The sequence below is a fragment of the Amycolatopsis sp. NPDC045836 genome, assembly GCF_056431745.1.
In genome coordinates, this window is record NZ_JBWKKF010000012.1 from 229,183 (window position 1) to 241,866 (window position 12,684).

Below are 12,684 nucleotides of genomic sequence, written 5' to 3' on the forward strand. Positions count from 1 at the left end.
TGCACTGTTGGCCAAACTAGCAACTTTCGTAGGAAAGTCGCGAAAACCGACCCATTGGCCGGAAATTCGGCGCACATCGAAGCGGCGCCGACCTGCGATCTGATGAGGATGCACTAGCCCGTACTAATCCGTATGGCGGAGTTATTCTCGGTGTGCACTCGATTATTTTCCGTACCGGAAGCAGCCTCGAGCAGGGCGGTTGCGAGGACGCTTTAGCGCGCGACACGCCCCGCGCCGGGGCCAATCCCGCCCACTGGACCGTGACCGGTTGGTTATAAGCATTTTCTAAGTAAATAATTGACCAAGCCGCTTAATCACCCACCCAACCCCTTCCCCAGCCGAACCGCGCCGGGTAAGCTTTCTGAGAAAGTCCGCCCCGATCGGGCGCTAGCAGTCCAGTCCCGAATACGATTCACCGACCGAGGGCGGACGGTCATGCGATTCAATGTGCTTGGTCCGTTGGAGGTTTTTTCCGGGGAGCACCGGATCAGCATCAGCGGGCACAATCGGCGGGCGACGCTCGGCTTTTTGCTGTTGCACGCGAACAACGTGGTCGCCACCAGCAGGCTGCTGCGGGCGGTGTGGGCGGGCAGCGCCCCGCAGACCGCGCGGAAGATCCTGCACAACGCGATCGCCGACCTGCGCGGGGTGCTCGCCGAGGCCGGTCCCGGCGCGCCGGAACTGCTCACCACCGCACCCGGGTACCTGCTCCGGCTGGACCCGCGGCAGGTCGACCTCTACCGCTTCCACGAGCTGGTCGAGCGCGGCCGGGCCGAGCTGACCGCCCGCTCCCACGGCACCGCCGCGGCCACCCTGCGCGAGGCGCTGGCGCTCTGGCGCGGCCCCGCGCTGGCCGACCTGATCGAGTCCGGCGTCCGCTGGCCGGAACTGCTCGCCGTGCAGAACGCCAGGCTGGCCGCGGTCGAGGACTGCATGGAGGCCGAGCTGGCCGGCGGGCGGCACCACGAGGTGATCGGCGAGCTGGAGGCCGTCGCCGAGGCCGAACCGCTGCGTGAACGGCTGGCCGGGCAGCTGATGCTCGCGCTCTACCGCTGCGGCAGGCAGGCCGACGCGCTGACCGCCTACCGCCGCACGCGCAGCGCGCTGGTGGACAGCCTCGGCCTCGACCCCAGCCGCGACCTGCAGGAGCTCGAACGCGCCATCCTCAACCACGACCCGTCGCTGACGCTGCCCGCCGACGAAACCCCGCCCGCGCTGGCCAGCATCGCGCGCCTGGAGTTCGCCGAGGCACCACCGCGCAGCGGTGTGACGCTCGAACGCAAGCGGGTCAGCGCGGTGCTGGTGCGGTCCGAACCGAACCCCGCCACGGTGGACCCGGAGGACCTCGGCGAACTGCACGAGGAGCAGAGCGAAGTGGTCCACCACGAGGCCAGGCGGCACGGCGGCTGCGTGCGCGGCGCGATCGGCTCGACCTGGCTGGTGTTGTTCGGCGTGCCGCGCACCGGTGAGCACGACGCGGTCAACGCGGTGCGGACCGCGCTGGCGTTGTGCGACCGGCTCGACCGCGCCCACGCCACCGTGACCACCGGCGAAGCGCTGGTGTCGCTGTCGGGGCGGCGGGCGCCCGAGGTCTCCGGCGGGCTGCTGGAAGCCGGGTTGCGGCTGCTCGCCGCGGTACCGGCCGGTGAGGTGCGGGTGTGCGCGGCGACCACGGCGGCGACCGCGCATGCCTTCGCGTTCACCGCCACCGGTGAGACCGCCCGCGTGGACGGCCCGCTGAGCCCGGCGGCCGAACCGGCGACCGGCCCGATGATCGGCCGCGACCGCGAACTGGGCAGGCTGCACGGGCTGCTCGAAGAGGTGCGCCGGTGGCGCCGGTCGCACCTGGTGGCCGTCCTCGGCGAGCCGGGCATCGGCAAGAGCAGGCTGCTGGCCGAGTTCGGCCGGTCGGCGCGGGAGCCGGTGCGCGTGGTCCGGGCGGGTGGCGGGGAACCGCTGGAGGTCTTCGCCGAGCTGGTGCGCTCGTGCGCCGGGATCGACGCGGGTGACTCCTTCGGCACCGCCGCCGCCCGGCTGGCCGAGACCGTGCACCGGCTGCTCGGCACCGGGCACGCCGCCGCCTGGGTGGCCGCGCACCTGCGCACCCTGCTCTGGGAACCGGGCAACGCCGCGCTCGCCGAATCGGTGCTGGCCTGCCGCGCGCTGCTCGAAGGCGCCGCGAGCACGGCACCGCTGGTGGTGCTGCTGGACGACCTGCAGCACGCCGGTGAGCCGGTGCACCGGTTCGTCGAGGACCTGGCGCAGCCGCTGCCGCTGCTCGTGGTCACCGCGGGCAAGCCGGAACCGGCGCGCCACGACACCACCACGATGACGCTGGAACCGCTGTCCGACGCCGCCACCGCCCGGCTGCTCGGCGCGCTGACCGGGCGCCCCGGCAGGCAGTACGAACGGCTGGTGCGGCGCATCGGCGGCAATCCCCGCTTCGCCACCGAATACGCCAGGGCGCTGCCGGAGGCCACGCCCTCCCCGGCGTGGCGGATGGCGGTGTGCCAGGCACCGGCGGTGCCGCCGACCGTGCACGCCACGCTGGCGGCGCAGCTGGACGCGTTGCCGCCGGCGGAGAAGGCGGTGCTTCGGGACGCGGCCGTGCTCGACGACCCGTTCGCCCCGGAAGCCGTCGCCGCGCTGAACGAGAACGACCTCGGCGAAGTGGCGAAGCTGCTGGAAGGACTCGCGCGGCAGGACCTGCTGCGGGCGCACCGGCGGCTGGCCGACGGCATCCGCGTCGAGTACTCGTTCCGCAGCCCGCTGCTGCGCGAGGTGGCCCGGTCCCAGCTGCCGCGCCGGGTGCTCGCCGAGAAGCAGGCACGCGCGGGCGACTGGGCGGCACCGACGGAGGAGGCGTCATCCTGCTCGTAGGCGGTGGGCGAGCGCGGTGTGCCGCCGCCCGGCGCCGACCGTGCGCACCGCCTGCCCGATCGCCTTCTTCGAACCCACCAGCACCACCAGCCGCTTCGCCCGGGTGACCGCGGTGTAGAGCAGGTTGCGCTGCAGCATCATCCACGCGCTGGTGGTCACCGGGATCACCACGCACGGGTACTCGCTGCCCTGCGAGCGGTGGATGCTCACCGCGTAGGCGTGGATCAGCTCGTCCAGTTCGGCGAACTCGTACTCGACGTCCTCGTCCTCGTCGGTGCGCACCAGCAGCGTCTGCTCGTCGAGGTCCATCGAGACCACCACGCCCTGGGTGCCGTTGAACACCCCGTTGGCGCCCTTGTCGTAGTTGTTCCTGGTCTGCGTGACCTTGTCGCCGACGCGGAAGACGCGCCCGCCGAACCGCCGTTCCGGCACCCCGTCCTTCGGCGGGGTCACCGCTTCCTGCAGCAGCGCGTTCAACGCCCCCGCTCCGGCGGGCCCGCGGTGCATCGGCGCCAGCACCTGCACGTCGCGCCGGGGGTTGAGGCCGAACTTCTTCGGGATGCGGTGGGCGACCACGTCCACGGTCAGCTTCGCCGCCTCCTCCGGGTCGTCCACGTTGAAGTGGAAGAAGTCGTCCAGGCCCTGGGTGATCGGGAAGTCGCCGCCGTTGATCCGGTGCGCGTTGGTGACCACCCCGGACTCGCCCGCCTGGCGGAAGATCTGGGTCAGCCGGACGTGCGGGATCGGCGTGCCGGGCGCCAGCAGGTCGCGCAGCACCTCTCCGGCGCCGACCGAGGGCAGCTGGTCGACGTCGCCGACCAGCAGCACGTGCGCCCCCGGCGGAACGGCCTTGAGCAGCTTGTTCGCCAGCAGCACGTCCAGCATCGAAGCCTCGTCGACCACCACCAGGTCGGCTTCGAGCGGACGTTCCTTGTCGTAGGCGGCGTCCCCGCCCGGCTTGAGCTCCAGCAGGCGGTGCACGGTGGCGGCCTCGTGCCCGGTCAGCTCGGTCAGCCGCTTCGCGGCCCGGCCGGTGGGCGCGGCCAGCAGCACCTTCGCCCGTTTCGCCGCGGCGAGCGTGACGATCGAGCGCACGGTGAAGCTCTTGCCGCAGCCGGGCCCACCGGTGAGCACGGCCACCTTCTCGGTCAGCGCGAGCTTGACCGCCTCCTCCTGCGCCGGAGCCAGTTCCGCCCCGGTCTGCCGGTGCAGCCAGGCCAGCGCCTTGCCCCAGTCGACCCCGGCGAACGCGGGCATCCGGTCGGCACCGGTGTGCAGCAACCGCATCAACTGCGCCGCCAGGGAGAGCTCCGCGCGGTGGAACGGCACCAGGTAGATGGCGGCGACCCGGTCGTGGTCACCGTCCGGCAGTTCCTCGCGGACCACGCCCTCCTCGTCCACCAGCTCGGCCAGGCACTCGATCACCAGCCCGGCGTCCACCTGGAGGATCTTGATCGCCTCGCCGATCAGCTCGGTGTCCGGCAGGAAGCAGTGCCCGTCCCCGGTGGCCTCGGACAGGGTGAACTGCAGCCCCGCCTTGATCCGCTGTGGACTGTCGTGCGGGATGCCGACCGCCTTCGCGATGGTGTCGGCGGTCTTGAAGCCGATCCCCCACACGTCGGTGGCCAGCCGGTACGGCTCGGTGCGCACCACGTCGATCGAGCGGTCGGCGTACTGCTTGTAGATCCGCACGGCCAGCGAGGTGGAGACGCCGACGCCCTGCAGGAAGACCATCACCTCCTTGATCGCCTTCTGCTCCTCCCAGGCGTCGGCGATCAGCTTGGTGCGCTTCGGGCCCAGCTTCGGCACCTCGATCAGCCGGTCCGGGCTGTGCTCGATCACCCGGAGCGAGTCCAGGCCGAAGTGCTCGACGATCTTGTCCGCCAGCTTCGGCCCGATGCCCTTGATCAGCCCGGAGCCGAGGTAGCGGCGGATGCCCTGCACGGTGGCCGGCAGCACGGTCCGGTAGTCCTCGACGTGGAACTGGCGGCCGTACTGCGGGTGCGAGCCCCACCGGCCGCGCATCCGCAGCGCCTCACCCGGCTGCGCGCCGAGCAGCGCGCCGACCACGGTGACCAGGTCGCCGCCGCGCCCGGTGTCCACCTTCGCCACGGTGTAGCCGGTCTCCTCGTTGGCGAAGGTGATGCGTTCGAGCGTCGCATCCAGCGTGGCGTGGCGGAACGGCTCGGTCATGCCCGGACCCTACTAAGGCAGACTTCCGGCGGTGAGGAAGATATCGGTGGTCGGCATCGGGGCGGGTGACCCGGACCAGCTGACCGTGCAGGCGATCCGCGAGATCGAGCGGGCCGGGGTGTTCTTCGTGCTGGACAAGGGTGCGGCCAAACGCGACCTGGTCGAACTGCGCGAGCGCATCCTGAGCCGGTACGGCCGCGACTACCGCGTGGTGCACGCCGAGGACCCGCCACGCGACCGGCAGCCGGTCGACTACCGCGCGGCCGTGGCCGAATGGCACCGGCTGCGGGTGGAGCTCTACACCCGGCTCATCCGCGAGGAGCTGCCCGAAGACGGGCGCGGGGCGTTCCTGGTGTGGGGTGATCCGGTGCTCTACGACAGCACGATCACCCTGGTCGAAGCCGTGTCGCGGCGGGTGGACCTGGAGTACGAGGTGATCCCCGGCGTGAGCAGCGTCTCCACGCTGGCCGCCCGGCACCGCATCCCGCTGAACCGGATCGGCGAGCCGGTGCAGCTCACCACCGGCCGCAGGCTCGCCGAGGACCTGCCCGGTGACGCCGTGGTGCTGCTGGACGCCAACTGCACCTTCCAGCAGTACGCCGACCGGGACCTGGAGATCTTCTGGGGCGCCTACCTCGGCACGGCGGACGAGATCCTGCTCTCCGGTCCGCTGGCCGAAGTCGGCCCGGAAATCCAGCGGCGGCGAGCCGAGGCCAGGGCCGAGAAGGGCTGGATCATGGACACCTACCTCCTGCGTGCCCCAACGGACTGACGACAGCACGCCGCCGTGGTGCCATCGTTGTTTCCGCCGCGCTCGGGCCGGGTACGCGAACGCGAGATCCCACTTCCCAGGAGGCAGGCGGAATGGCACGGAAACGGGTGGTCGTCGTCGGCGGCGGGTTCGCCGGCTACCACGCCGCGAAGCAACTGGCCAAGGAACTGAGCCGGGACGAGCACGAGATCGTCCTGGTCAACCCCACCGACTACTTCCTGTACCTGCCGCTGCTGCCCGAGGTCGCCGCCGGGGTGATCGACCCGCGGCGCGTGTCGGTGTCGCTGCCCGCCACGCTGGGCGGGGTCCGGCTCGTGCTGGGCGAGGTGACCGACGCCGACCTCGGCGCGCACGAGCTGACCTACCTCGATCCGGAGGACGAGGAGCACAAGCTCGGTTACGACAAGCTGATCCTGGCCGCGGGCAGCGTGAACAAGCTGCTGCCGATCCCCGGGGTCACCGAGCACGCACACGGTTTCCGCGGGGTGCCGGAGGCGCTGTACCTGCGTGACCACGTCACCCGGCAGATCGAGCTGGCCGCAGCCAGCGACGACCCGGCCGAACGCGCCAAGCGCTGCACCTTCGTGGTGGTCGGCGCCGGGTACACCGGCACCGAGGTGGCCGCGCAGGGGCCGGCGTTCACCAAGGCGCTGGCCGCCAGGCACCCCGAACTGGACGGCCAGCCGATCCGCTGGCTGCTGCTCGACCTGGCCAAGAAGGTGCTGCCGGAGCTGGACGACCGGCTGTCCCGCACGGCCGACCGCGTGCTGCGCGACCGCGGGGTCGAGGTGCTGATGGAAACCTCGATCGAGGAGGCCGAGAAGGAGGGCGTGCGGCTGACCAACGGCGACTACGTGCCCTCGCGCACGCTGGTCTGGTGCGTCGGCGTGCGCCCGGACCCGCTGGTCTCCGGTCTCGGCCTGGACACCGAGAAGGGCAGGCTGGTCACCGACGCCTGCCTGAACGTGCCCGGTCACCCGGACGTGTTCGCCTGCGGGGACGCCGCGGCCGTGCCGGACCTGACCAGGCCGGGTGAGATCACCACGATGACCGCGCAGCACGCGCAGCGCCAGGGCAAGCTGGCCGGGCGGAACGTGGCTGCTTCGCTCAAGGGCGGGCAGCTGAAGGAGTACCGGCACCGCGACCTCGGCTTCGTCGTCGACCTCGGCGAATGGCAGGCGGCGGCGAACCCGCTGCACATCCCGCTGGCCGGCTTCCCGGCGAAGGTGGTCACCCGCGGTTACCACCTGATGGCGATGCCGGGCAACCGCGTGCGCACCGCGGTGGACTGGGCCCTGGAGGCGCTGGGCAAGCGGCAGACGGTGCAGCTGGGCCTGGTCCGCTCGGGCACCGTGCCCCTGGACACCGACTCCCCGGAGTTGCCCCGGTTCAAGCGCTAGTGCTCGGGTAGCGGGGCGAGCACGGTCTTCGCCAGGTGCTGGAAGACGATCGACGTGCGGAAGCTGACGATCTCCCGGCGCTTGGCGAGCCGGTCCACCAGGAACGAGTGCAGGTGCTCGATGTCCTGCGCGGTCACGTGCACCAGGAAGTCGTCGCTGCCCGCGGTGACAAATACCGAGAGCACCTCGGGCAGCTGCGACACGGACTGCCAGAAGGCGTCGATCACCGTCCGGCTCAGCGGCCGGACCTGGGCGGTGACCAGCGCCTGCACCCCGCGGTTGAGCGCGGCCAGGTCGATCTCCGCGTGGTAACCGCGGATCACCCCGCGCTCGCGCAGCAACCGCGTCCGCTCCAGGCAGGTCGACGGCGCGATGCCGATCTTGCGCGCGATGTCGCGGTTCGACTGCCGGGCATCCTCCTGCAGATGCCGGACGATCGCCGAATCAAGTTCGTCCAGCACGCCCGCTCTCCCTTCCTGCCGAATATCGTTCGGCGATCCTGCCCGAACCCCGCTCGTGTGGCTAGCTTCTTGCCTTGCCGGTTGTTCAGCTTCGAACCAGGAGGGCGATTTGTCGACCACAGGAGTTTGGGAGCACGAGGAGGTCGTGCTCCGCCGCGGGGCCAGATCCGGCCTGCCCATCACCGTGGCCGCGCACTCGCGGGCGCTCGGGCCCGCGATCGGCGGCTGCCGGCTGCGGCACTACCCGGACTGGCGCGACGGCCTGGCCGACGCGTTGCGGCTGGCCAAGGCGATGACGCTGAAGTGCGCGGTCGCCGGGGTGCCGTTCGGCGGCGGGAAGAGCGTGGTGGCGCTGCCGCCGTCGGCGTCCGCCGAACTGCGCCTCGCGGCGCTGGAGGACCTCGGTGAGCTGATCGGTTCGCTGGGTGGCTCGTACATCCCGGGACCGGACGTCGGCACCGGGCCCGAGGACATGCTGGTGCTGCACCGCCACGCGGAAAAGGTCTTCTGCCTGCCCGCCACGCACGGCGGAGTCGGTTCGTCGAGCACGCCGACCGCGGTGGGGGTGCTCGCCGCGCTGCGGTCGGGGGCGCGGCACGTGTTCGGCAGCGCGTCGGTGGCCGGGCGCAAGGTGGTGATCAGCGGGTTCGGCGCGGTGGGCAGCCGGCTGGCCTCGGCACTGGCCGCCGGCGGTGCCGCGGTCACGGTGTCCGATGTGGACGATGCCAAACGCCTGCGGGCGGGGGAACTCGGCTACGGCTGGGTGCACCCGGTGGACGCGCCGGCGGCACCGGCCGACATCTTCGTGCCGTCCGCCGTCGGCGGTGTGCTCTCGCCCGCGGTGATCGACCTGCTCACCGCCCCGCTGGTGGTCGGCCCGGCCAACAACCAGCTCACCGAGGATTCGGTGGCACACCGGCTGGACAGCCAGGGCTTCACCTGGATCCCGGACTTCGTGGCCGGCGCCGGTGGCATCATCTACACCCTCGCCAGGGAGATCCGAGGGCTCAGCCACGAGCAGGCCACCGCCGAAGTCGAAGGCATCGAGCAGACCACCGACCTGCTGCTCACCCGCGCCAGGGCGAACGTCACCACCCCGCTGGCCGAAGCGATCAGCCTCGCCGACGCCCGCACGAAGGGCTGACCCACCCGGCCCTCACAGCGTCGTGAGAGCCGCCTTCAGCCGGGGGAACGGCTGAGCTTGATGCTGCCGTAGGAACTGCGTGCCCGGATCTCCACGGTGTCGGTCGTTTCGGGAGCGGGCTCGTCCGCTTCGTCGAGTTCGCTGCGGACCTTGCCGTAGCCGGAACTCACGTCCAGCCAGGCGGCGACACCGGACCGGATGCCGATCTCGATCTCGCCGTACGAGGTCTCCAGTGCCACCGAACCGCGCCGGACCTGGCCGATCCGGATGTTGCCGTACGCCGTCCTGGCCGACACCCCGGCTTCGGCGCGATCCACGGTGATGTGCCCGCTGGAGGTGTTCAGCCGCGCCTCCCCGCCGACCCGGCCGAGCCAGCAGCCACCCGTGGAGTTCCGGATCAGCGCGTCGCCGCCGACCTCACCGATGCGCACCTCACCGGCCCCGGCGGTGACCTCCGCCGTGCCGTTCACGTGCTCCGCCGTCACTTCCCCGGCACTGCACTCCAGCCACAGCGAACCGGTCCGGTCGAGCCGGATGTCCCCGGCCGTGGCGAACCGGCAGTCGCCGAGTTCGCCTTCGGTGCCCAGGGTGGTCCACTGCCCGTTGGCGTGCACCGACGAGCCGGTGGGCACCTCCACGGTCAGCCGCACCGAACTGGTCCGGCCGAACCTGCCGAACTTGGCCGCCGGGACGCGCACGGCCAGCCTGCCCCCGCTGAAGTCGACGGTGGTCCGCTCGGCGGCCTCGACGTCGTTGCGCTTGGCGGGGTTCGCCGGGTGCACTTCGACCACGGTGTCGTCGCGTTCGCTCGCGATGATCCGGAGGTCGCCGACCGAGAGGTCGACGCGCAGGTAGATCGGTTCGGGGGTGGCAAATGCAGGCATGGTCGTTCCTCGACTGGTCGTGGCGCGGGGTCAGCGGACCCAGCCGGTCAGGCGCTGACCGCCCGAGGTGTCCTGCCGCGGGCGAGCGCGGCGGGCACCCGGTGCCAGCGCCGCCGCGGCGGCCCGGACCAGCCAGGCGTTGATGGACAGCCCCTCGGCACCCGCCGCCTCCTCGATCCGGGTTTTGAGGTTCTCCGGCAGCCGGAGGTTGATGCGGGCCGACGGCCCGTCGTCGTCGGCCACCGGCGCCGCCTCGGGCGCGGGCGGTTCCGACGGCGGCGCGGCGGGCGTGGTGACCACGAAGCTCGGGGTGCTGCGCCCCCGCAGGCGCAGGTCCACCGAACCGGGGGCGAGGTCACGGGTGATCTCCTCGGCCGCCGCGGTCAGCGCCTCGAGCAGGGTGAGCCGCACCGCCGACTCGAGCGGCGCGGTGAGCCGCTCGGCGAGTTCGCGGGCTTCGTCCCCGCTCGCCTCGGCGGCCAGCGCCAGCTCGGCGCGCAGACTGTCGACATACGGCGTGAGGTCCATGGCACTATCATGGCACCACATTGGCACCATTGCAAATCTCCGAACGGCTCAGCCTGGCACTCTAGCGGTGACCAGCGGATTCGAGGTCGATCACCCGGCGTGTCCCACGGGCGGGTGCGCCGCTCCCGCTGCCAACTAGACGCCGGGTTGGCTCACCGGTGGCGCCAGAATGGCGAGCGGCGGCAACGCACCGTCGTACCGCGTGATCTCCACCCGGGTGTGCGCCCCGGCGCAGCCCTGGGCCAGCGTCGAGGTGGGCACGTCGGCGAAGAGCACGTTCGGATTGCCGTGGCGGCAGAACGCCGGATCCGCCGGGTCGGGGTCGTACCAGGCACCGGTGGACAACTGCACCACCCCGGGCCGCAGCGCCTCCGACAGGCGAACCGCCGCCAGGCAGGTGCCACGCTCACCCCGCACCAGCGCGATGTCGCCGTCGGTGACACCGCGTTCGGCCGCGTCAGCGGGGTGCATGCGCAGCGGCTCGCGGTCGCGGTGCTTGGCCGCACGGCTGTGCGCGCCGACGTCGTGCTGGCTGTGCAGGCGGGATTTCGGCTGGTTCGCCAGCAGGTGCAGCGGGCGGTCCGCCGGTTCGGGGCCGGGGTCGAGCCAGACCGGGTGGCCGGGGCAGTCCGGATAGCCGAAGCTCTCGATGGTAGCCGAATGGATCTCGATCCGGCCGCTCGGCGTGGGCAGCGGATTGGCGTCCGGATCGGCGCGGAAGTCCGCCAGCAGCACCTGGTCCGCCGGGCGCATCGGCAACTTCGCGACGCCCTCGGCGAAGAAGGTCTCGAAGTCGGGCAGGCCCTCGGCCCGGCAGGTCGAATACAGGTGCTCCAGCCAGGCACGGGCGTCGCGGCCCTCGGTGAACTCCGGCTCGACGCCGAAGCGCGCGGCGAGAGCGGTGAAGATGCTGTAGTCGTCGCGGGCCTGCCCGTGCGGGGCGGTGAGCGCGGGCATGGCCCAGAGTTCGGCGTCGGCGTTGCCCATGCCGAAGTCGTCGCGCTCCACGGTCATCGTCGACGGCAACACGAAGTCGGCGTGGCGCGCGGTGGCCGTCCAGAACGGATCGTGCACCACCACGGTCTCCGGGCGGGAGAAGGCTTCACGCAGGCGAGCCAGGTCCTGGTGGTGGTGGAACGGGTTGCCGCCGCACCAGTAGACCAGCCGGATGTCCGGGTAGGACAGCCGCTGCCCGTTGAAGTCGTACGGGGCACCGGGGTTCAGCAGCATGTCGGCGATCCGGGCGACCGGGATGAACTCGCGGACCGGGTTTCGGCCCTGCGGCAGCGCGGGCAGGGAGATCGCCGACCCGCCCTCCCCCGGATAGGCCGACGACCCGTAGCCGTGGCCGAACCCGCCGCCGGGCAGCCCGAGCTGACCGAGCATGGCGGCGAGCACCACCCCCAGCCACAACGGCTGCTCACCGAACCGCGCGCGTTGCAGGGACCAGCTCACCGAGATCATCGTGCGCCCGGCGGCCATCTCACGGGCCAGGCTGGTGATGCGCGCCGCGGGCAGGCCGGTCACCTCGGCGGCCCACTCCGGCGTGCGCCGCTCGGCGAGCACGTCCGCGGCGAACTTGTCGTAGCCGACGGTGTAGCGGTCGAGGAAGGCGTGGTCGGCCAGCTCCTCGGTGATCAGCACGTGGGCCAGCGCGAGCATGAGCGCGGCGTCGGTGCCGGGCCGGGGCGCCAGCCATTCGGCCCCCGCTTCTTCCGGCGTGTCGTCGGCGATCGGGCTCACCGTGACGATGCGCGTCCCGGCGGCCCTGAGCCGCGCCAGCCGCCCCCTGATCCGATGCCGGGCGACCCCGCCGGACGACATCATCGCGTTCTTGGCGGAGATCCCGCCGAACGCGACGACCAGGTCGGTGTGGCGCTCGATCTGCTCCCACGCGGTGGCGCCGCGGATGATCGCCCAGGCGTCGCCGAGGATGTGCGGGAGGAGGGCTTCGCTGGTGCCGTAGCTGTAGGTGCCGAAGGCGCGGACGTAGCCGCCGAGGGTGTTGAGGAAGCGGTGGACCTGGCTCTGGGCGTGGTGGAAGCGGCCCGCGCTGCCCCAGCCGTATGAACCGCCGAAGACCGCGTTTCCGCCGTGCTCGGCGTACACCCGGCGGAGTTCCTTCCCGAGCAGTTCCTCGGCTTCGTCCCATTCGAGCGGCACGAAGGGCTCGGTACCCCTCGCCGCCGGTCCGGGCCCGTTCTCCAGCCAGCCCGCCCGTACGTGGGGGCGGCCGACCCGGGTGGCGTGGTGCTGGGCGGAGGCCACGTTGTGGATGAGCTGGTTGGGCTCGGGGTCGCCGGGGAACGGTTGCACCCCGGTCAGCCGGGTGCCGTCGGAGTTCGCCTGGAACGCTCCCCAGTGGGTCAGGTGCGGCCTGCTCATGACCGTCACGCTACCCAGCCCGCCGGTGTGCCGTCCC

9 protein-coding genes are annotated in these 12,684 nt (G+C 71.8%); 4 read left to right on the forward strand and 5 right to left on the reverse strand.

The features are described from left to right. Window positions 1-459 precede the first annotated feature (459 nt). Window positions 460-2,880: a BTAD domain-containing putative transcriptional regulator gene (locus tag AC07EG_RS23890; RefSeq protein ID WP_478255381.1), complete on the forward strand. Its 2,421-nt coding sequence runs from the start codon at window positions 460-462 to the stop codon at window positions 2,878-2,880. Here AC07EG_RS23890 and recD2 read toward each other — a convergent pair. After that, window positions 2,866-5,073, reverse strand: coding sequence for an SF1B family DNA helicase RecD2 (gene recD2, locus AC07EG_RS23895; protein ID WP_478255382.1), 2,208 nt, complete (start codon window positions 5,071-5,073; stop codon window positions 2,866-2,868). The genes AC07EG_RS23890 and recD2 overlap by 15 nt on opposite strands. Window positions 5,074-5,104: 31 nt before the next feature. Here recD2 and cobF point away from each other — a divergent pair, with 31 nt between their 5' ends. After that, on the forward strand, window positions 5,105-5,845 hold the full coding sequence (cobF, locus tag AC07EG_RS23900) for a precorrin-6A synthase (deacetylating) (protein WP_478255383.1): 741 nt from the start codon (window positions 5,105-5,107) through the stop codon (window positions 5,843-5,845). Between the two features lie 92 nt (window positions 5,846-5,937). Then, window positions 5,938-7,245, forward strand: a complete 1,308-nt coding sequence (locus AC07EG_RS23905; RefSeq protein ID WP_478255384.1) for an NAD(P)/FAD-dependent oxidoreductase — start codon at window positions 5,938-5,940, stop codon at window positions 7,243-7,245. Here AC07EG_RS23905 and AC07EG_RS23910 read toward each other — a convergent pair. Beyond that, window positions 7,242-7,703, reverse strand: a complete 462-nt coding sequence (locus AC07EG_RS23910) for an Lrp/AsnC family transcriptional regulator (protein ID WP_478255446.1) — start codon at window positions 7,701-7,703, stop codon at window positions 7,242-7,244. The two genes, AC07EG_RS23905 and AC07EG_RS23910, sit on opposite strands and share 4 nt — an antisense overlap. A 112-nt stretch (window positions 7,704-7,815) precedes the next feature. On the opposite strand from AC07EG_RS23910, the gene AC07EG_RS23915 reads away from it, so the two are divergent. Continuing rightward, window positions 7,816-8,850 (forward strand): Glu/Leu/Phe/Val dehydrogenase dimerization domain-containing protein, encoded by a 1,035-nt coding sequence (locus tag AC07EG_RS23915; RefSeq protein WP_478255385.1) that lies wholly within the window; start codon window positions 7,816-7,818, stop codon window positions 8,848-8,850. Between the two features lie 35 nt (window positions 8,851-8,885). Here the strand turns inward: AC07EG_RS23915 and AC07EG_RS23920 are convergent, their stop codons facing one another. The 3 genes from AC07EG_RS23920 to AC07EG_RS23930 all read right to left on the reverse strand — a co-directional run bounded on the left by AC07EG_RS23920 (window position 8,886) and on the right by AC07EG_RS23930 (window position 12,647). Then, on the reverse strand, window positions 8,886-9,734 hold the full coding sequence (locus AC07EG_RS23920) for a DUF4097 family beta strand repeat-containing protein (protein WP_478255386.1): 849 nt from the start codon (window positions 9,732-9,734) through the stop codon (window positions 8,886-8,888). A gap of 30 nt (window positions 9,735-9,764) precedes the next feature. Further along, complete coding sequence (locus AC07EG_RS23925; RefSeq protein WP_478255387.1) at window positions 9,765-10,262, reverse strand: toxin-antitoxin system HicB family antitoxin; 498 nt, start codon at window positions 10,260-10,262, stop codon at window positions 9,765-9,767. Window positions 10,263-10,397: 135 nt separating this feature from the next. Next, window positions 10,398-12,647 (reverse strand): molybdopterin-dependent oxidoreductase, encoded by a 2,250-nt coding sequence (locus AC07EG_RS23930; protein ID WP_478255388.1) that lies wholly within the window; start codon window positions 12,645-12,647, stop codon window positions 10,398-10,400. Window positions 12,648-12,684: the final 37 nt, after the last annotated feature.

What these genes read in the sequence shown, in the direction of transcription:
- AC07EG_RS23925 (WP_478255387.1), bottom strand. Translation starts at nt 10,262, where the DNA reads ATGGACCTCACGCCGTATGTCGACAGTCTGCGCGCCGAGCTGGCGCTG.
- AC07EG_RS23930 (WP_478255388.1), bottom strand. Translation starts at nt 12,647, where the DNA reads ATGAGCAGGCCGCACCTGACCCACTGGGGAGCGTTCCAGGCGAACTCC.
- AC07EG_RS23905 (WP_478255384.1), top strand. Translation starts at nt 5,938, where the DNA reads ATGGCACGGAAACGGGTGGTCGTCGTCGGCGGCGGGTTCGCCGGCTAC.
- recD2 (WP_478255382.1), bottom strand. Translation starts at nt 5,073, where the DNA reads ATGACCGAGCCGTTCCGCCACGCCACGCTGGATGCGACGCTCGAACGC.
- AC07EG_RS23920 (WP_478255386.1), bottom strand. Translation starts at nt 9,734, where the DNA reads ATGCCTGCATTTGCCACCCCCGAACCGATCTACCTGCGCGTCGACCTC.